General features: G+C 46.1%; 19 protein-coding genes and 1 riboswitch. Of the genes, 7 read left to right on the forward strand and 12 right to left on the reverse strand.

Annotated features, from left to right (window positions below; genetic code table 11):
* The first annotated feature begins 17 nt into the window (after positions 1 to 17).
* The 5 genes from ATY38_RS05205 (at position 18) to ATY38_RS05225 (ending at position 4,180) form a co-directional block, all read left to right on the forward strand.
* Positions 18 to 662 (forward strand): hypothetical protein, encoded by a 645-nt coding sequence (locus tag ATY38_RS05205; protein ID WP_062558373.1) that lies wholly within the window; start codon positions 18 to 20, stop codon positions 660 to 662.
* A gap of 221 nt (positions 663 to 883) precedes the next feature.
* Positions 884 to 1,309, forward strand: a complete 426-nt coding sequence (locus ATY38_RS05210) for an Hsp20/alpha crystallin family protein (protein WP_062558374.1) — start codon at positions 884 to 886, stop codon at positions 1,307 to 1,309.
* 154 nt (positions 1,310 to 1,463) lie between these two features.
* Complete coding sequence (locus tag ATY38_RS05215; RefSeq protein ID WP_062558375.1) at positions 1,464 to 3,395, forward strand: ATP-binding cassette domain-containing protein; 1,932 nt, start codon at positions 1,464 to 1,466, stop codon at positions 3,393 to 3,395.
* Positions 3,396 to 3,496: 101 nt separating this feature from the next.
* On the forward strand, positions 3,497 to 3,823 hold the full coding sequence (locus ATY38_RS05220; protein ID WP_013646230.1) for a c-type cytochrome: 327 nt from the start codon (positions 3,497 to 3,499) through the stop codon (positions 3,821 to 3,823).
* A gap of 27 nt (positions 3,824 to 3,850) precedes the next feature.
* Positions 3,851 to 4,180 carry a c-type cytochrome gene (locus ATY38_RS05225; protein WP_062558376.1) on the forward strand — a complete coding sequence of 110 codons (330 nt, stop codon included), beginning with the start codon at positions 3,851 to 3,853 and terminating at the stop codon, positions 4,178 to 4,180.
* An 87-nt stretch (positions 4,181 to 4,267) separates the two neighbouring features.
* Here the strand turns inward: ATY38_RS05225 and ATY38_RS05230 are convergent, their stop codons facing one another.
* Genes ATY38_RS05230 through aat form a run of 6 tightly spaced genes read right to left on the reverse strand, consistent with a single transcriptional unit; the run spans position 4,268 to position 8,516 of the window.
* A complete protein-coding gene (locus ATY38_RS05230) occupies positions 4,268 to 4,696 on the reverse strand; it encodes a DUF1841 family protein (protein WP_062558377.1) in 429 nt (142 codons plus the stop codon).
* 12 nt (positions 4,697 to 4,708) lie between these two features.
* On the reverse strand, positions 4,709 to 5,341 hold the full coding sequence (gene nth / locus ATY38_RS05235; RefSeq protein ID WP_062558378.1) for an endonuclease III: 633 nt from the start codon (positions 5,339 to 5,341) through the stop codon (positions 4,709 to 4,711).
* On the reverse strand, positions 5,342 to 6,022 hold the full coding sequence (gene rsxB / locus ATY38_RS05240; RefSeq protein WP_062558379.1) for an electron transport complex subunit RsxB: 681 nt from the start codon (positions 6,020 to 6,022) through the stop codon (positions 5,342 to 5,344). It abuts the gene before it with no gap.
* Complete coding sequence (locus tag ATY38_RS05245; RefSeq protein ID WP_062558380.1) at positions 6,019 to 7,056, reverse strand: quinone-dependent dihydroorotate dehydrogenase; 1,038 nt, start codon at positions 7,054 to 7,056, stop codon at positions 6,019 to 6,021. Before ATY38_RS05245 ends, rsxB begins: the two co-directional genes overlap by 4 nt.
* A gap of 41 nt (positions 7,057 to 7,097) precedes the next feature.
* Positions 7,098 to 7,805: an arginyltransferase gene (locus ATY38_RS05250; protein ID WP_062558381.1), complete on the reverse strand. Its 708-nt coding sequence runs from the start codon at positions 7,803 to 7,805 to the stop codon at positions 7,098 to 7,100.
* A 9-nt stretch (positions 7,806 to 7,814) separates the two neighbouring features.
* Positions 7,815 to 8,516, reverse strand: a complete 702-nt coding sequence (gene aat / locus ATY38_RS05255) for a leucyl/phenylalanyl-tRNA--protein transferase (RefSeq protein WP_062558382.1) — start codon at positions 8,514 to 8,516, stop codon at positions 7,815 to 7,817.
* Positions 8,517 to 8,647: 131 nt separating this feature from the next.
* Here aat and ATY38_RS05260 point away from each other — a divergent pair, with 131 nt between their 5' ends.
* Positions 8,648 to 9,565: a hypothetical protein gene (locus tag ATY38_RS05260; RefSeq protein WP_062560104.1), complete on the forward strand. Its 918-nt coding sequence runs from the start codon at positions 8,648 to 8,650 to the stop codon at positions 9,563 to 9,565.
* A gap of 234 nt (positions 9,566 to 9,799) precedes the next feature.
* Here ATY38_RS05260 and atzF read toward each other — a convergent pair whose 3' ends face one another.
* From atzF to ATY38_RS05290, 6 genes are all read right to left on the reverse strand, one after another.
* Positions 9,800 to 11,623: an allophanate hydrolase gene (gene atzF, locus ATY38_RS05265; protein WP_082633003.1), complete on the reverse strand. Its 1,824-nt coding sequence runs from the start codon at positions 11,621 to 11,623 to the stop codon at positions 9,800 to 9,802.
* On the reverse strand, positions 11,620 to 15,243 hold the full coding sequence (uca, locus tag ATY38_RS05270; protein ID WP_062558384.1) for an urea carboxylase: 3,624 nt from the start codon (positions 15,241 to 15,243) through the stop codon (positions 11,620 to 11,622). The genes atzF and uca overlap by 4 nt, the downstream gene beginning before the upstream one ends.
* A 4-nt stretch (positions 15,244 to 15,247) precedes the next feature.
* Positions 15,248 to 15,907, reverse strand: a complete 660-nt coding sequence (locus tag ATY38_RS05275) for an urea amidolyase associated protein UAAP2 (protein ID WP_062558385.1) — start codon at positions 15,905 to 15,907, stop codon at positions 15,248 to 15,250.
* Positions 15,904 to 16,629, reverse strand: a complete 726-nt coding sequence (locus ATY38_RS05280) for an urea amidolyase associated protein UAAP1 (RefSeq protein ID WP_062558386.1) — start codon at positions 16,627 to 16,629, stop codon at positions 15,904 to 15,906. Before ATY38_RS05280 ends, ATY38_RS05275 begins: the two co-directional genes overlap by 4 nt.
* Complete coding sequence (locus ATY38_RS05285) at positions 16,626 to 18,059, reverse strand: APC family permease (RefSeq protein WP_062558387.1); 1,434 nt, start codon at positions 18,057 to 18,059, stop codon at positions 16,626 to 16,628. Before ATY38_RS05285 ends, ATY38_RS05280 begins: the two co-directional genes overlap by 4 nt.
* 63 nt (positions 18,060 to 18,122) lie before the next feature.
* Positions 18,123 to 18,227, reverse strand: a riboswitch (guanidine-I (ykkC/yxkD leader).
* 178 nt (positions 18,228 to 18,405) lie between these two features.
* Positions 18,406 to 19,041, reverse strand: coding sequence for an exopolysaccharide biosynthesis protein (locus ATY38_RS05290; RefSeq protein ID WP_062558388.1), 636 nt, complete (start codon positions 19,039 to 19,041; stop codon positions 18,406 to 18,408).
* 475 nt (positions 19,042 to 19,516) lie between these two features.
* On the opposite strand from ATY38_RS05290, the gene ATY38_RS05295 reads away from it, so the two are divergent.
* The gene (locus tag ATY38_RS05295; RefSeq protein WP_062558389.1) at positions 19,517 to 20,296 is read left to right on the forward strand and encodes a hypothetical protein; all 780 of its coding nucleotides are present in this window, start codon (positions 19,517 to 19,519) and stop codon (positions 20,294 to 20,296) included.
* The last annotated feature ends 142 nt before the right edge of the window (positions 20,297 to 20,438 follow it).

Raw genomic sequence — 20,438 nt, forward strand, 5'->3', positions numbered from 1 at the left:
CAACAGCTGGAGAAATCATGCGCCACTCAGAACCTGAATCCGGTTTGAATTTCAATTTGATCATGCTCATTGCATTATTAGCGGTGTTACTCGTTGTACCTTTCTCCATCAATGCATTGATGCACATGTTATCGGCTAAGAGAGAATTTAATCCGGTGTTTATGAAACTGCCGATCGATAGCGCGGCGATTACGATTCCGTCAAAAGTCAAACAATATGAAGGTTTTGAAGTGATTTTGAATTTAGAAACAAAGCGTCTTGCGCGATTTTTGAACGAAATTGCAGCCACATCTTCCGATGGTACTTCGATACAGGGAATTAGCGGCGTGGTGTCCCCCAGCATGAAAGCAGAGGTTGTCGGAACAACGTTTGAAATTGATCGGCAGGGGCCTCAGGATCCGAATTCGGACTATGGGGGTATGGCAAAATGGCGCTGGTGGATAATGCCGAATTCTTCAGGTGACCGGGTATTAAGGTTCCAGTTGCACTTATTAGCGCAAAATAGTGCACAGACAAATACCATAATACTTGACCTCGCTGAGGCAAAGTTTTCCATTCAGGGAAACCTAATGGAATGGGTTAAACGACATGGAATTTGGGTTATTTTATTGCTGTTTGTCACGGCAGCAATTATATATGGATGGCGGCGACGTTACCGGTAATAAATGTAATTCCTTATTTCAAACAAAGGTAACTGAAAATGGGTATAGTTTTATATTCACTCTCTTGAAAAAATTTAAATAAACCTTATATCGGCATTGAAAGTATATTTTCAGTGATTGTAACAACGCCGTTTCAAGTGGTTAACCATATGGAGTTGAGTTAGGCGTTGATATTGAGCTTATATGATGTTTTTTATTTATAAGGAAAGGAGAAATTTATTATGGCTATTACACGTTATGAACCTTGGGGTTTGTTGAATCAGCTGCAAAGAGAGTTGGAGCGGGGTGTTGCTGAAGGTTCCACTGCAACTGCAGAATGGGCGCCCGCTGTGGATATTAAGGAAGAAGCGGGTAAATTTGTCATTCATGCGGATATTCCAGGGGTAAAGCCGGAAGAAATTGACATTAGCATGGAAGATGGTGTGCTTACGATTAAGGGCGAAAAGAAATCTGAAAGTAAAACGGAGAAAGAAGGTTATAAACGTGTGGAACGGACTTACGGTTCATTCTACAGGCGTTTTAGCTTACCGGACACTGCGAATGCTGACGCGATCTCCGCTTCGTCAAAGCACGGCGTGCTGGAAGTGGTTATTCCGAAACGTGAAGCAGTACTGCCGAAAAAAATTAATGTATCGACAATTGAGTAATGCGATTTGTTTTGAGTAGTGATTGTAAAATGGAGCCTATGGGCTCCATTTTTAAACCATTTTTGCCAAGCTGCTTAAAGCATGACAAAATCCTTCCCCTGTTATTTATCGAATAGCAAAATCTAACTATCCCCGTAAAAAGTAGACTGTACCGATGCCGCTCATTACACTGGAAAACGCCTGCTTGGCTTTTGGCCACCATGCTCTACTCGATCATGCAAATTTGCAGCTGGATCCGGGGGAGCGCGTAGGATTAATTGGTAGGAACGGCGGAGGTAAATCAAGTTTGCTGCGTGCATTGGCGGGAGAAATCAAGTTGGATGACGGTAAACTTTGGTGTGCGCCCAATTTAAAGCTGGCTTACGTTTCACAAGAACCGTTCTTGAATCCTGCCAATACGGTGTATTTGGAAGTTTCAATTGGTTTAGGCAACATTAGCCAGATCCTGCTGGATTATCATGCCGTTTCGCATGCGTTGAGTGAAACGACAGATGATACTGAAGCATTGCTGATTCGGTTACAGGATTTGCAAAGCGCCTTGGAAGTGGAAGACGGGTGGAATCTACAAGCAAAAATAGAAGCGGTAATCAATAAGCTGAATCTGCCTGCGGATACCTTGATTGAACATCTTTCCGGTGGCTTGAAGAAGCGCGTGGCGTTAGCGCGTGCACTGGTGATATCACCGGATGTGCTATTGCTGGATGAGCCCACCAACCATTTGGATTTTTCTTCGATTGAATGGCTGGAAGGATTATTGCAGGATTTTACCGGCAGTGTTTTATTTATTACGCATGATCGTCGCTTTCTGGATAATGTGGCAACCAGAATTATCGAATTGGATCGTGGAAATCTGGAAAATTTTTCCGGGAAATTCAAGGATTATCAGCATAAAAAAGTGGAAATGCTCGAAGTTGAAGCGGTGCATCAGCAAAAATTCGATAAGATACTGGCACAGGAGGAAATCTGGATACGAAAAGGCATAGAAGCGCGCCGCACACGCAATGAGGGTAGAGTGCGAAGATTGGAAGCATTACGGCTAGAGCGTGCAGCAAGAAGAGAAAAAATCGGTAAAGCCAATATCAATGTCGATGTTGGCGAGCGTTCGGGAAAATTGGTTGCTGAACTGAAGCTTGTGAATAAAAGTTACGGCGATAAGTTAATCATCAAAGATTTTTCTTGCAGAATCATGCGCGGTGACCGGGTGGGATTATTGGGTCCCAATGGGGCTGGAAAATCAACCTTATTAAAATTAATTTTAGGTGAATTACTGCCGGATTCCGGAGAAATTCAGCAAGGAACCAAGCTGGCAGCTGCTTATTTCGATCAAATGCGTGAGCAACTTGATGAAGAAATGGTTCTGACCGATACCATCAGTCAAGGTTCGGATTTTATCGAAATTAACGGTAAACGCAAGCACGTCATCAGTTATCTAGAGGATTTTTTATTTCCTTCGGAGCGTGCCCGCTCACCGGTCAAATCACTATCAGGTGGGGAACGTAACCGATTGTTACTGGCGCGATTATTTACGCGCCCGGCCAATGTATTGGTGTTGGATGAACCTACCAATGATCTGGATATCGAAACGCTGGAGTTACTGGAAACCTTGCTGCAGGAATATACGGGCACGTTGTTTCTGGTCAGTCATGATCGTGAATTCCTTGACAATGTGGTCACACAAGTAATTGCATTCGAAGGAAATGGAAAATTATGTGAATATGTTGGCGGTTATGAAGATTGGATACGTGCAAAACAATTCGAAGACAATGTCAATCAGCCGAAAATATTATCCAATCAGTTAGATACTTCTCCGATTAAAATTTCAAAATCATCCAGCTCCGTTAGAGCTAAAAAATTAAGCTATCAGGAAACTCGGGAGCTTGAAGCATTACCTGCTAGAATAGATACCTTGGAGCAAGAACAAGCGAATATAATTTTACGCTTGAATGAACCATCGACCTATCGTGATTATCCCGACGAAGCAAAAGCATTACAATTACGCTTTGCTGCGATTGAAAAAGAGCTGACAGGCTGCTTCGCAAGATGGGAGGAATTGGAATCAAAATCTGCTGCAAATTTTTGTACCTGAGATCACCATTTCCCTATAAACAACATGGACATACTTATACTTTCCATTGACCAAACCGAGCGTATCGTTTAAAGTTCAGCTTTTGAGAGAAGGAGGATTAGATGAAACACAAATTGATTATGAATTTATTACTTGCCATGAGTATGCTCTTGGCATTTACAGGCGTATCTCAAGCAGAAGGGGATGCGGCGGCGGCAAAGGACAAACTTTCAATGTGCGAGGGTTGTCACGGAATTCCAGGGTATAGAACAGCTTTTCCTAGTGCTTACAGTGTTCCCAAACTGGGCGGACAGCATGCGGAATATATCGTTAAAGCATTGGAAGGATACAAAAATGGCACACGCAGCCACCCGACTATGACCGGCTTGGCTAAAACGCTATCGGAACAGGATTTCAAAGATTTCGCTGCTTATTATTCTAAAAATTAATTAAGTCATTTACGCAAGGAACGAATTATGAAGAATTATGTAATCGCTGCAGTAAGTGCAGCGGCCTTGATGATATCAAGTCAAGTAATGGCGGCTGATATAGAAGCAGGTAAAAGCAAAGCAGCTGAGGTGTGTGCATCATGTCACGGTGTGGATGGCAATAGTCCTGCGCCAAATTTTCCCAAAATTGGTGGACAGTATAGAAGCTATTTAGTAAAAGCGTTGAACGACTATAAATCCGGTGCGCGCAATGATCCTATCATGGCTGGAATGACTGCAAATTTAAGCGCAGCAGATATTGAGAATTTGGCTTTTTACTACTCAAGCCTGCCTGGCACTTTGAATTCAAACAAATAAAAAAGCAGATTAATAATTTATTTGTACTTAACATAAGAGCGAGATAAATACTGTAGTTCGGTTTTATCTCGCTTTTAATTGAAGCATTCAACTGAATCGTTTATCCAGACACTCGAAATAAATGGTTGCATCCGGCGCAGATTGATAGCGCTGGGCTTGCCAAATCATTTCTGCGAGACACTCCATTACCTGATGGGCGGTATCGTGCTCGCTTCCGGTTTTTTCCAGCAGTCGAGCAAATCGTTTACAAATGCCAATAGGTTGATTAATTGACAGCTGTTCTTTGATCGCCACATGCATGCTCATGTGCAAGAATGGATTAGTGTCACCCATTTCGGGCAAAAAATCTTTATCCAAATACTGATCGGGATTATCAAGTAACCCCTGATATTCCTGGTGTTGCAGTATTACTTCCAATGCAATTGCTTCAATCCCGGACAGGACTTCTTGCTGATGGTATTTGCGCCAAGTATCAAAAAACAATTGACGTGCTTGTTCTCTAGAGGGTTTGAACATAGAGGCTTGAAGTTAAATACTTTTATCCTTGAATTCACACAGATGATTTATTTTGCATGCTGAGCATATTGGCTTTCTGGCTTTACAAACGTATCTGCCATGAAGAATCAACCAATGGTGGGCATCCTGACGAAATTCTTTTGGCACTGCCTTAAGTAATTTCAATTCCACTTCTAAAACATTTTTTCCGGTCGCAAGTCCTGTTCGATTGGCAACCCTGAAAATATGAGTGTCTACGGCGATTGTTGGTTCACCAAAAGCTGTATTCAAAATGACATTAGCGGTCTTTCGTCCGACGCCGGGTAATTGCTCGAGCAGTTCCCGCGTACGGGGTACTTCACTCCGATGTTGTTGTATTAACATTTGGCAGGTGGCCTGGATATTTTTTGCTTTGGTTTTATATAACCCAATTCTTTGGATAAATCCTGTTAAACCAGCTTCTCCTAAAGCAAGAATTTCCTCTGGGGTATGGGCCTTGGGGAATAATTTTCGTGTTGCGAGATTAACGCTTTTGTCTGTAGCTTGGGCGGAAAGTACCACTGCAATAAGTAACTCGAAAGGTGTGCGATATTCCAGTTCAGTGGTCGGGTTAGGGTTGGCTGTTTTTAAGCAAGCAAAAATCTCATGGCGTTTGGCGGCATTCATTTATTTTTTTATGGAATCTGGTTTGTTTTCTGCTTGTGCTCGTATTGCAGCTGCACGCTTGAGCGCGGCTGCAATAATTACTTGTTTGCGTACCTCAGGACTTATCTGAGTTTGTGACGGTTGGATAAATTCTTTGGTGCGCGCCTTGTGATCAATTCGCTTCTCATGTGCTATTCGCTGCTGGCGAAATTGGTAGCGCGAGCGCGCTTTATCTGCAGCTTGTTTTTTTGCGGCATCCACAGATGTGCTAACCCAATTCGTTGCTTTCCTATCATCCGGAATCATGCTGATGCAATCCATCGGGCACGGTGTAACACACAGATCGCAACCTGTGCATTCGTCTGCGATCACTGTATGCATTTGCTTGGCGGCACCGACAATCGCATCGACAGGGCAAGACTGGATGCAGAATGTACAGCCAATACACAAGCTTTCATCTATCCAGGCAACAACTTGATGGGATCTTGGAAAGCCATGCATTGTATTGAGCGGTTTAGTCGGAATACCCAATAACTCAGCAATTTTTTGAATACCTTGTTGTCCCCCGGGGGGACATTGGTTGATGTCTGCACCGCCTTCTACGATAGCTTCTGCATAGGGCCTGCAGCCAGCAAAACCACATTTTTCGCATTGGGTTTGCGGCAAGATTGCATCTATATTTTCTATCAGCAATTGACTCATTGTGGCAAATGGTTATTTTTTGAATCAACACAAATCAGTTTGGCGATTTCTTTGATCAAGCCGGGGCCATGGTATATTAAACCGGTATATAACTGGAGCAGGCTGGCTCCGGAGTTTAATTTGTCTTGTGCATCGTCTGGCGATAAGATGCCGCCGACCCCGATGATTGGGATAGCGCCTTGCAAAAAATGATGCAATTGCTGAATTACTGCTGTAGCGTTCTGAGTCAATGGGGCACCACTGAGTCCTCCGTTTTCTTGCGCGAGTTTCAGATGTTCAATGCCACTTCGTGAAATCGTCGTATTGGTAGCTATCACGCCATCTATGCGATGTTTCAGCAGTAGCGTAGCAATCGATTCGATTTGTTTTCCATCAAGATCGGGTGCTATTTTTACCACCATCGGTACATATTTTCCATGAATTTGTGCTAATTTCGCTTGCTCGGACTTTAATCCGCTCAACAACTGATCAAGAGCATCGGCAGCTTGTAATTGCCGTAAATCTTTTGTATTGGGCGATGAAATATTGATTGTCACGTAACTGGCGTGACAATAAACTTTCTGTAAGCCGATCAAATAATCATCGATCGCTTTTTCTAGCGGCGTGGAAAAATTCTTGCCAATATTGATGCCCAGTATGCCTTGGTAATTCGAACGTTGGATGTTTTCAACCAGCTGCTCGACACCATGATTATTAAAACCCATGCGATTGATGATCGCGTTTGCTTCGGGTACCCGGAAAATGCGGGGTGTTGGGTTACCCGGCTGGGGTCTTGGCGTGACCGTGCCAATTTCAATAAAACCAAATCCCATCGCAGCAAGCGCATCCAGATGCTCGCCGTTCTTATCCAAGCCGGCGGCCAGTCCGACAGGGTTAGGAAATGTAAGCCCCATTACGCTTATCGGTCGACAGGAAATAGAAACGCGCTTTAATAAGCCTAGTCGACTGATCTGCTCAATTACCCTGAATGTAATTCTGTGAGCGGATTCCGGATCCAATTTAAAAAGCAGCGGACGAAGCAGAGTATAGAACATGCAGAATTTTATCCCGAAGCAATGATCGATTTGAATAAATTTCAAAGAATATTGCCACTGCCCGGCAGTTGCCAGCGACCATTAATCAAAACTTCGAGTGGTTGAAAATTGGCTTTATAGCGCATTTTCTTATTTTCTTTGATCCAATAACCGAGATAAAGATAATCCAGATCCAATTGCCGACATTGCTCGATCTGCCATAGGATATTGTAAGTACCAAAACTTGCGTGAGCGATATCTGCATCAAAAAAGGTATATACCGATGAAATACCATCAGGGAGAATGTCAATAATACTGATCATACGTAACTGATCGGCTTCATGAAACTCTACCAATTTCGAATTCACGTAGCTTTGCAATAAGAAATTGTGATATTGCTCGCGACAATCATTATCCATGCCACCACCCAAGTGACGCTTGGATTGATAGCGCTGATAAAGTGCATAGTGTTCCGGTTTGTAATGCAATGGATGTTGCGTGACCACTAAATGCTGATGCAATTTCCAGGCGCGTCGTTGAGCTCGCTTGGAAGTAAAAGTTTTGACAGTAACGCGCACTGATTGACAAGCCTGGCAATGTTCACAACAGGGGCGATAGATATAATGTCCGCTGCGACGAAAGCCCGCCTGAACTAACTTCCCATAAGCTTTTGTATCAATCAGATGTTCTGGCGTTGCGATTTCTGAGCATGCCAATCTATCAGGCAAATAACTGCAGGAATAGGGGTTGGTGGTGTGAAATTTAGGCACGGGTAAACTCTATTCAATCAAAATGCGTTCAAAGTTCCATTTGTTGCCGGATTCAAATCCAGTTGTAATTAGACAGTCCAATTTCTGACTAAATTCTGCCCTGGAAATTTCTTGCGCACCCAAGGATGCCAGATGATGGGTTTTAACCTGACAATCTATCAGATCAAACTGCCAGAATTGTAACTGTTTTACCAGATGAACCAGAGCAATTTTTGATGCATCCTGAACCCGCGAAAACATCGATTCGCCAAAGAATACCTTACCCAAGGCGACTCCATACAGTCCCCCAGCAAGCTCGCCATCGATCCAGGTTTCCACGCAATGTGCCAATCCAATTTCATGGAGCGCAGTATAAGCGGCGATCATTTGCGGGTGTATCCAGGTACCTGACTGACCGTCGCGTGGTGCTGCACAAGCTTGCATAACCTGAGTGAAGTTGCAGTCAGTACAAATTTTATAGTTGGTTTTCTTAACAGCCTTGCGCAGTGAACGAGAGATTTTCAATTGATGTGGAAACAGCACCATGCGCGGATCCGGGCTCCACCAAAGAATCGGCTGATCTTCATTGAACCAGGGGAAAATGCCCTTGCTATAGGCCTCAAGCAGGCGATGCGGAGTAAGATCCCCGCCAATAGCCAGCAGTCCATTTGGCTCGCTCAACGCATTTTCCACCGGCGGAAAAGATGCAAAAGTTCTCATACTGGAATTCATTAAATTCTCAAAGTGAAGTACTGATTACTACTATCTTGATGCAGATCAAAGTTGCTGCAAGTTTTTTTTATTATGCTGTCGCGATTAATTATTCGCCGCATCTAAAAACTAAACTTATAAAGGAGAATTATATGAAGTATTTTTTACAAAAGGGAAGGTTAGCTGCTAATTTTGTAACAAGTGTTTCGTTATTCATTATTTTTGCGGTAACTACGACGCAAGCATCTGCGCAGGATGCGGCAGCCCAACGCATCAAGCAGCTGGAAAATACCCTGCTAGAAATTCAGAATGAATTGAATAGAATGAAAACCGAGTCCATGCGAACGCAAGAAATGCAAAACGAATTAAATCGAGTGAAAGCAGAATCGGCTCGAACTACCCAGAAAGTTGAACAAATTCAGGAAACCAGAGCCTCGAATGAAAAGATTGACTTTGGGGGCATGAGTAATAAGAGAATCATGCTGTTTTTCCGTGGCGGCTATGCGAGAAGCGATGGGCATCGTAATGGTGTGTCGATCGAAAGTCGTGTCGCGCCGGTGGGTGCGCAAGAGCAGGCAGATCGACACGCGTGGTATACAGGTGCCGGCTTTGATTTTCAATTGACCAATGATACTTGGGGATTCATACCCAAAACGGAAATCGATGCAGAACTGATGTTTGAATATAAGCAATATGGTCATGGCATTCTGGGCAATGCGCTGGCGAACGAGCCTACGCAGCTGGCGGGGGGTGCATACAATCCTCGGGGGGTGACCGTTAATCAATTTACTTTAACCGCATCACCCAAAATTAAATTTAATCATTTTGCGGAATATAAAATCAGACCCTGGATTATTCCCGCCGGTCTAGCGATACACGTCGTCAGCCCTCCCACTGAATCGATTACCGTACTGGAGCCCGGCATTATGTTTGCAGGCGGTATTGAATATAACATATGGAAAGATTTCTTCATTGGCACTGATGCGCGTTACCAATTAGTCGCTGGTTCGTTGGATGGCACGAAAATTGGCGGCTTGACCGTTGGTGGCTATGTGGGTATCGGTTTTTAAAATCAATAAATAAAATTTTATCAACACATTAGCAATCAACGACCATAACAGTATGATTCACTGATTCGGAACCGTGTTTTGTTCGTTCGTTACTAAAAGTGTATCAATGAGTAACGAAGCCTTTGCACCTCACTATTGGCTTGGCTTGGTGAGGTGCTTTTTTATGATGAAATAGAACCGGGTGAATCTCAACCATTTTTCTGAGATATCTGAATTAGCGCAATTCGTTTTCCATTATGAGAGATCCCGTTGCTTCAGGTAGTTACGCCATCCACCCAATTGACTGATGTCCAATGTATTCTCGACGGCATAACGTTCGCAGACGAAACCGAGCAGCGTTTCACCGTTCGCCAGCGTAATGGTGCCGATCCCGAGGGGTGCTGGAATGCCGGCCACAAAACTTCCTAATTCGAGCATCGGTAACTCCCAAACTTCCACCTCAATCGGAACCCCCTGCTCATTTTTGTTGACCCGAATTAACCCAGGACGTTGCGGAGGATTTCCGGGTAATGCGTAGAGCCTGTAGTCAGGGGAAGTGGTGGTGCTTGTCACCAAGCGGCCTCGACGACTGGTTAATTGTCCATTCAATGGCAAGCCGGATAAATGTGCGCCACAGACAGCTATCCGTACCTGTCCCGATCCGGGCACGGCAGGAAAATGAGCATCCTGACGCATTGCAATACCAGTTGCGCCTAGAGAGAGTAATTGAGCCTGTTGTAAACGATGGGCCAGATGCAGTAATGGATGATCTTGGTGAGCAGGTGCTGCCAGCGTTATGCCAAACGGTAGTCCGTTATTCTGAAAGCCAGCAGGGACAGCTATTGCCGCATAGTCAAGCAGATTCATGAAATTGGTATAATAACCCAGGTTGGTATTGAGACGAATAGGGTCCCGTTGTATGGCTTGAATGGAGTAGATCGTTCCTGTGGTGGGTGTTAATAAACAATCAACGTGGGTCCAAATCTGATCTGCCTGTTGTTTGATGCGGCGTAATTGATAAAAACCATTGAACACATCGGTCGCTGAGCGATGTTTCGCAGTTGCGATGATTTCATGCACCGGGGCAATGATTTGATCGCCATGCAGCTCAAAGAATGATTGAATCGCTGCATAACGTTCAGCTACCCAAGGACCTTCGTAAAGAAGCCGGGCAGCTTCAAGAAAGGGTTCAAAATCAACCTCGACAGCTTCCCCACCCAGCGCCTGCATGCGCGTTATGGTTTCATCAAATAACCGTTCGCTATCATGATTATCAAAAAATTTAAGATGTTGCTTGCGCGGAATGCCAAAACGGAAATGGAGGGCGGTGCCAAAATTGAAGCCGTGCCCTTTTCTTTTCCTGGAATAAATATCCGCTGCATCGTAGCCAACACAAGTTTCCAGGATGTGTGCCACGTCAACAACAGTAAAGGCGAAAATGGATACCGTATCAAGAGAACGGCAGGCGGGTACCACACCATGCGTCGAGAGCCAACCTTTGGTGGGTTTATATCCGATCAGATTATTAAAAGCGGCGGGAACTCTACCGGAGCCCGCAGTATCGGTGCCGAGACTAAAACATACCTGTCCTTTGGCCACGGCGACAGCCGAACCCGAACTTGAGCCCCCGGAGATATAGGCAGGATCAAATGCGTTCCGGCAAGCTCCATAAGCAGATCGTGTACCGTTTAGTCCGGTGGCGAATTGGTCAAGATTGGTTTTGCCGATAGGAATTGCACCTGCATCGATCAATTTTTTCACAACAGTTGCGCTACATGAGGGCGAGTAAGCAAAGGCCGGACAAGCCGCCGTAGTTGGTAATCCCGCTAAATCTATATTGTCTTTGATGGCGAAAGGTATGCCATACAATGGGAGCGATGCCATATCTGCGGCTTCCACTTTACGGGCATAATCTTTCAATGCTTCCAGCGGAAGTGTAGAGATCCAGGCATGATCGGGATCATTCTGAATCTCGGCGTGAATTGCTTCAACCAATTGAGTCGGTGAGAGTTCGTCACTCGCATAACATTGCAGCAAAGATGCGATGTCACCCAGCGGGAAAAGCTTCTTTCCCATCATTTTTCTTCCTGAATGACGAAAAGCGCCTGTCCGGCAGATACGTATCCTCCCTGTTTGCAGAATAATTGTCGTATTGTGCCAGTAACCGGTGAATCTACTGCGAATTCCATTTTCATCGACTCTATTACGATAACGGGCTTACCCGCTTCAATACGATCACCTTCTTTGGCCAACAGTTTCCAGACGGTACCGGTCACCTGAGCGCTGATTGCCTGCGCACCTTGCGGCAAGTCCAGCTCGCTTTGCGCATCGGATTCATCCAACATATCTTCATTGACATATTGGGATAGATTGCTGGCTTCCCAGTGCCTCCGCTCGGCTTCAAATGCCGCTTGTTGCGTGGTTTTGAAAGCGTTGATGCTGGCAGCTTGCTGCTGAAGGAAGATATTGTATTGGTTAAGGTTTAAAACAGTTTCTTCGATACGCAGTTTAAAATGTCCGCTAATAAAATCCTTGCGCAACTTGAGCAATTCATCTTCACTCACCGGATAGAACCGGATCTGATCAAAGAAACGCAGTAACCAGGGTTTCCCATCGATAAAATCTGCTGTCTGGCGGTAGCGATTCCACATCGGTATCGTACGTCCGACGAACTGATAACCGCCCGGCCCTTCCATGCCGTACACGCATAAATAAGCGCCGCCTATACCGACCGCATTTTCAGGCGTCCAGGTGCGGGCTGGATTGTACTTGGTAGTCACTAAACGATGGCGGGGATCCAGCGGGGTAGCCACAGGGGCACCCAAATAGACATCCCCGAGTCCCATAACCAAATAACTGGCTGCAAAAACGATGTTCCGGACATCTTCAATGCTTTCCAGTCCGTTAATACGGCGGATAAATTCAATGTTGCTCGGGCACCAGGGTGCATCGCTACGCACTGACTGCATGTATTTCTCGATAGCCCGTTGCGTCGCGATATCATTCCAGGATAAAGGAAGGTGAACGATGCGGGACGGCACCTCCATATCATCAATCGCAGGCAATTGCTTTTCGCCTGCGATCAGAAGCTCCAGTAATACATCGCGCGACAGCTGCAAGGATTCAAAGTGGATTTGCAAGGAGCGGATTCCGGGTGTCAGATCCAGGATGCCACTAAGTCCGTCATCGATCCGTTGCTGCAACCAGTTCATTAAGGCATGAGCACGGAAGCGCAAATTGAGATCAAGTACCGGCGGCCCGTACTCAATCAGCAGGTATTTGTCACCGGACTGACGATAAGTCACCTGCATCTGTTCTGTACTTTGGGGAATACGATGGAGAACAGGATCTCCCGGTTCTCCGGAAATGGAATGAGCCCTTTCAGGGTTATTCGTCTCAAAATTCTTGATTAATTCATTCTGTTGTTGTTCCAACGCAGAAGCCTGCCCTATCGATACGGGACGGAAGCGGATGCTGTCGCCAGGCTTGAGTTGTCCGATTTTCCAAAGCTCTGCCTGAATAATGGTGACCGGACAAACAAACCCCCCTAAGCTGGGGCCATCGGGACCGAGGATGATCGGCATGTCCCCAGTAAAATCCACTGCGCCTATGGCGTAAGCGTTGTCGTGAATGTTGGAAGGATGCAGGCCGGCTTCCCCGCCGTCGCTACGTGCCCATTGTGGTTTGGGACCAATCAACCGCACGCCTGTGCGGCTGGAATTGTGGTGTACTTTCCATTCAGCGGCAAAAAAATGTTCGATGTCCGCGGAAGTGAAAAAATCGGGTGCGCCATGAGGGCCATACAGGACTGCAATTTCCCAACGGTTGGCGTATTGCGGAATCAATGCGTGCGGCAAATACCGTGAAACAGGAGGATGAGGGGATGGAAGCGGAGGAATATGAAGCACATCCCCGGTACGTAATACACGCCCGGCATGCCCGCCAAATTGCCCGAGCGTAAAAGTGGATTTGCTGCCAAGGTAATCCGGCACTTGGAAACCGCCATATACAGCCAAATAAGCCCGGCTGCCACCTTGTTTGATTTTGCCAAATTGCAGGCGTGCGCCTGCTTTGACAAAATGGGATTGCCATTGAGGCAGCGGTTCGTTATCCAGCAATATATCCATCGGCGCACCGCAAATGGCTATGATACTGTCGCAATTAAAATCCAGTGTCGGGCCTGCAAGGGTAATTTCCAGTCCGGCACTATCATCCAAATTATTGACCAATTGGTTAGCCAGGCGGAAGGCCAGATTATCCATCGGCCCGGAAGGCGGAACGCCCACATTCCAGTAACCAGTACGTCCCGGATAATCCTGGATCATGGTCTGCACACCGGCATTCAGGACGTTGATGCTATGCGGTTGATAATGGAATCCGTTGAGAAATTGCGTGTTCGATTGTCCGTTACGGAATGCCGCGCTGTGCAGTATTTGCTCCAGATACGCGAGATTGGTTTCAATCCCATATAGCGATGTGTTCTCCAACGCAGCCAGCAATTTGGTGATGGCTTCCCCGCGTTCCGGTGCGTGGACGATGATTTTCGCCAGCATCGGATCATAATACGCGGAAACTTCAATGCCGCGCTCAATCCAGGTCTCGACACGTGCGGCAGCAGAAAACTCCACTGCAGTCAGGGTACCACTCGAAGGCTGAAATTCTTTTGCAGGATTCTCGGCATAAACTCTGGCTTGAATGGAAACTCCGCGAGGCTGAATGGTGAAGGAATCAAGCGACGGCATATCACCTGCGGCTTGTCGCACCATCCATTCCACCAGATCAAAACCGGTTGCTTCTTCGGTTACGCCGTGTTCAACCTGCAGGCGCGTGTTAACCTCGAGAAAATAAAATTGACCCGTAGAAGCATCAAAAATATATTCAACGGTGCCAGCGGATTGATAATTGACGGCCTTGCCAAGGCGTACCGCGGTATCCAGCAATGCCTGCCGCAGATGTGGCGCAAGGTTGGGAGCGGGTGTTTCCTCTATGACCTTCTGATTACGCCGTTGCATGGAGCAATCGCGCTCGCCCAAGGCGACGACTTGACCTTTGCCGTCACCGAAAATCTGTACCTCGATATGACGTGCTTGGTCGACATATTTTTCCAAAAATAAACCGGCATCCTTAAAATTATTTTGCGCAAGCGTTTTGACGGATTCGTAAGCGCCGCTCAATTCATCTTGATTCCAACACAGGCGCATACCGATACCGCCGCCGCCGGCGGTACTTTTCAGCATAACGGGATAACCGATATGTTTAGCCTGATGACGGGCAGCATCCAGGTTTTCCAGTAAGCCGGTTCCGGGTAACAACGGTATCTGATTCTCCATCGCCAGAGCCCGTGCAGTATGCTTCAGACCAAAAGCGCGCATTTGTTGCGGTGTGGGGCCGATAAAGCAAATATTCTGCGCGGCGCACTGCGCAGCAAATTCCGCATTCTCGCTTAAGAATCCATAACCCGGATGGATGGCTTGAGCGCCGGATTGTTCTGCAACCTGAAGGATTTTATCCGGGCGCAGATAGCTTTCCGCTGCAACGCCATCTCCAATGCAGTAAACTTCATCGGCTTCGGTAACATGGCGGGATAACGCATCGGCTTCAGTATAAACGGCCACGCTTGTTATTTGCATGCGGCGCAGTGTACGGATGATCCGACAAGCGATTGCACCGCGGTTGGCGATAAGTACTTTGCTGAACATGGCATTAGTCCCAAATTAACAGCCGGATCGGCGTTGGATTATACGCATTGCATGGATTGTTGAGCTGAGGACAGTTGGAAATCAATACGATGACGTCCATTTCCGCATGCATTTCGACATATTTTCCTGGCGCAGAAACACCATCGGCAAACTCCAGGCCGCCGGCCTCCGTAACCGGAACATTCATGAAAAAATTGATGTTGCTGGGCAAATCGCGCTTGCTTATGCCTAATTCCCGGCAAAGTGGATCATGCGCCAGCGCGTGCAGAAAATTGTCGCGGCAACTGTGCATTGGAAATTTTTCCGGCGCATAGCGCACGGTGTTGCTTTCAGCCGAGCAGGCACCACCCAGCGTATCATGTTGTCCGCAAGTATCCGCAGTGATGCTGAGCATAATATTGCCAAGATTGGAATAAAGTCTGCTGCCGGTCGAGAGGTACAGCTTGTTTTGCCGGTTAATAGTGTCAGCAGCGCTATAACGTTCTTCTGGGTTATGAGCGTTGTAGAACAAGGTATCGACTGCCTGGTTGCCTTCCAGATCGACAATGCGAAAAGTTTGTCCCTGTTTGACTTGTTTGACCCAGGGTTCTCCGGCCGCGCAAACTTCATCAATTACGGCATGTTCGGGATTGAATGGGCTGGTATGCAAATAAGAAGTATTCATTTCACACCCTCACAATAAAAGTTTTGCGCATTATGTAATGCACGGATATTTTCACTGATATGCAGGCATTCCTTGATGGCCTCCGGGGGTGTATTAAACAATTCCAAGTTAACCATGCCAGGTTGATAGGGTTTTTTGGAGTCCAACGGATGTGGTGCTGTGGACAGCACCATAAGCGTATTCATTACAAAGCTTAAATCGACGTAATCCCCTGACTTGCTATGGCCACTCTGATATGCCAGTTCGCCTGAAGTATCTGTTGTGACTTTACTGAAAAAATTGATGTTGGCTACGATATCGCGTATGCCCAATCCCCACTTACCCAGTTCGATCAGGAGACCATCCAGGCCGCTGCGAAACATTTGATTGCGATGCTCCTGGAAACGCGCGGTACCATATTTCTTCTGAATCATATCAGTATCGCTCAAGCCGCATACGGTATCGTTCCAGCCGGTGGTGTCTGCCGTGATGCAACAGAAAATTCGCCCCATGTCGGAATGGCAGGCATGTCCCTTGGTTAAACGAAAGGTATGTTGTGATTTCAAGGTATCCGCCATGTTGTAGCGTTCAAGCTTTTCTTCCTGGTTAAAAAACAATACCGCTGCATTCGCACCTCCGTCGACATCGGTTAAACGCAACGTAGTCCCGCGGCGGATAATGCCCGACCAATGACATCCGCCGGGTACGATTTGCTTCCAGATGATTTGTGGTTGATGATTCATGACCGGCTCCTCAATAACTTACCGAAAAACAGATAGATTGTAGTAACGCTCAGAATGCTGCCCAGTACCAGGGGCGTGGCCCATAACTGCCACCATGGGGCATCGGCTGCAATGGCATAAGGGCGCGGCCAGGCGATATTGATCAGTTCGAATAATGCCCAGGCAAATGCCAGACTGTTAATGACCAATCCCCATTTTCCCAGCTTTAATTGTCCCAAATCCGGATTCCAGCGGCCGGTCAATCTGGCAAACAGCGCGACTCCGGTAGTGAATGCAAACATGGCATAAAGACCGCCTGTGCCAAATGCGATGATGGTCGCTACGGCATCGTCGTTAAGGCCAAATATTAATCCGCAACTTGCCAGCAGAACAGTAAAGAGAATGGCATTGCGTGGTGTGCTGGCTGGTGTGACTCTATTGAGTATGCCGGGTAAATTGCCTTCACGCGCCATTGAAAAAACAATGCGTGAAGTGTATTTGACTACCGATGCGCCACAGGCAAGAAATGCGATCATGACAATCGCCAGAAACGGCTTCTCAATCCAGGCTCCGAAATGACTGGCGATTAACGGTGTAATCGGATCGGCGGTCACGCTGCTATGAGTCAAAACATCATGGTCAAAAGCCAATACCAATGAGGCCGAGTTGAAAATCACCACGGTCCCGACTGTACAGAGCGAAAAAAATATCGCCCGCGGCACCGCGTGTTCCGGCTGATGTGTTTCTTCTGCGGTAGTCGAACAGGCATCAAAACCGATGAATGCCCAGCCGGCAATCGCAAGTGCTGCGAGAAAAGCAGCGATGCTGCTGGGTGCTGTGCCGGTACCTAAATGCTGAAACAATTCCACAAAAGAATGTTGACGGAAAAACAGGAATAACAGGATCGCGATACCCAGTGATCCGACTACCTCAGCATAAACCCCGAGCTTGATAACGAGCTTGAAAATATTGACATGTACCAGATTCAGCAGAGTGCACAGAGCCAGAAAAATTATGGCCCATAAAACTTTTTCGCTACCGCTTTCACCTTCCGATCCAAAAAAACCGGCAAACCAAATGCCCCCGGCATAGGCTGTGGTGGTCAGCATGGCAATGGTGGAACTGACGTAAATGACCCCGGCATAATGACCGGCCGTGATGCCATAAAGCTGTCTCGCCCATTTGTACGCGCCACCGGCAATCGGAAATTGCGACGACAATTCCGCATACACGGTCGCCACCAACAATTGCATTAACAAACAAATCACTAGCGCAGCAAACCAGCCCCCACCCGTCACAGTGGTCTGCACACCTATGATCGCATAGAGACCAACGATTGGCGATACCACTGCAAAGCCCAGCGTAAAGCTGTTCCAGATATTCATGCTGGGACGCATTGTATGCGTCACCGGCTTTGTTAACTCCTTGGCTGATTTTGAAGTTTTGAACATAATAAGTCTCCTTGGTCGAGAAATAATAGCGAAAGATCCATGTATCAGCGATACACGACTAATTTCTCCCGGGCTTTTATCCCTCCGTGGAGCCCCATTATCATGAGACCGGAAACTCTTGGACCAGTCACCTTGCCTATATTGGCCGGAACCCTAGTTTCCCATTGATGTGCCGTGCATTTTAGCGACTAACGATATTGATAATTGCAGAGGTTCGGTTAGCGTAAAAAAGCACATACCGCGTCATTCTAAATTTGAATTCAGAAAAAAGCAATGATGTGGTATCTGTCGTTTTGCTGTTTATTGGGATTCGCACATTGCAAAAAGCGTGCTCATCCACTCCGTGCTAATAAAACGTTGGCAGAGACATGCCCATCCAGAGCAGCGTAAGGATTATCATGGTAATCCCAACGCCTATCGTACCGACGATCATGCCAATAAGTATGGTAATACCGTCTTTACTGAGTAATCCCAATGACATAATGAGTATTCCCCAGCCGGGCGGAAAATTGGTCAGAGGAATAGGAAGGGCTATGGATAAAGCAAAAACAAATGTAAAAACGCCAATAATTCTTTCCCAGGTATGTACGCTGATATAAGTCAGTCGCGGTTGCAAGCGTTGTTCAATTTTTTTGAGCCAAGGATTAGCCTTAGCAATCAGTTTTTCCATGCTGGATCGTTTGATTTCTTTTTTTTCTATCCAGACGGGCAACCAGGGTGCTTGCATGCCCAGCATCATTTGTACCGAGAATATGAACAGCGGGATCGAGAAAAATGTTGTGTACCCTGGTGGCACCGGTACGGGAAGACAAAGCGGCAATGCGGCAATAGCGAGCAGAACGCCAAAACCGCGTTCGTGTAGTGTATTCTTGATCTCACCGACTGTCAGGGTATCACTGCGATATACAACGACGACGTTTTCCAGTAACTCAGATGTGGATCGTCCGTTAATGTTATTGCTGTTACGGTTGTCATCGTTCATGGATGGTTTCCTTCAGTTCCATATCTTGTCACATCATTGTGTCGATTATATTAACGATAAGCGGCGCACGAAGCGTTTTTCTAAAATTTTCCGGGGATCTGTGATCTATTCAAAAAATATGCCGGTCTACGGAGAGCCAATAAAATTGGATCTTGCGACATATTTTTGAGATTTAACTTGTAATTACTCGTGATCTTACTGTGAGAGTAGGTGTAGGGCGTTCGGCACAAATTTATTTGCCATAAATACAACATCATGAATTTAATAGAATTAGATTGTAAGTGCGACATTTTGTCGCATTGATTATTTTTTAATTAAAAGTATTATCCGTCTCTGCGCTTAAATAAAGCGTGAAATGCCCATTCGTTTGATGTAAACCTCGATCTTCCTTTTCCTCCTCTGATAACGAAGGTTTTATCATAAATTTTTGTAAAAATGGTAATAAGCTTAAATATTAAAGGGAGTTTTATAAATAATGAAATCATCAACACTTAAATATCGTACTTTAATTTTGATAACTGCGGTTGGATTAGCTGGAGCTTGGCAGTCCGCATTCGCGCACACACGATTGAAAACACCGGAAGTCCAAGAAAACGCAGCAGAGCACGGCAGTGATTATAATGCTGTAGTAGTTGGGCATGGTTGTACAAACCCAACAACCGGTGCAGTTGATGTTACTGTACTTGGAACCGTGGTTGTATTTCCCGACGGGAAGGACTCGATCATAACAGTCGATGGTGCACCGCACACCGGTGATTTGACCGATTTTGTAACAAATTGGGGCAATCCTGTTACAAAAATTCAAGATCGCAGTATTTTTGACTTTGAGGACTATATCAAAGATTCGCTGGGTAATAAGCTTGGTTTTTGGACAGGTGGTGGTAATGGTTTGAAGGGTGGTTTTAGAGCCGTAATTCCATTTACGACGGCAGGTGTTATTATTAACGAAAGTTCATGCGCCAAAAGTGTAACATTCGTTCCTGGAATTGCTGATATTTGTCAAATTACTGATGTTGCGGGTATTAATGCGGAAACGGCTAATATATGGGCACCGGCGGTTGGCTCTATATACGACGGTTCACCTGAGCGGCATGGGTATGATTCACCTGCCACCTTGAAAGTTGCTCGCAGCGCTACCCCTTTACCTGAATCCTGTGGTGTAGGGGTTGACGTAGTCGTTAAACCGTCTGCCAATCAATTGGATCGCGATTTGCGCATAAACTTCAATGGCAGCCAGATCTGGCCTGCTCAGTAATCTAAAAGTAGTCAGTCAGGAGGTAGGATTCATTATCAGCGGTAGCAATGCCGCTGTAAGTTCGTGTCATTGATCAGCTTTCACCGCGTATTTTTGATAAAGAAGGTTCTTCCGTGGCGAGAAAAAACGCATAGACTAGATA

The sequence above is a fragment of the Nitrosomonas ureae genome (assembly GCF_001455205.1).
In the GTDB taxonomy this organism is placed as follows: Bacteria; Pseudomonadota; Gammaproteobacteria; order Burkholderiales; family Nitrosomonadaceae; genus Nitrosomonas; species Nitrosomonas ureae.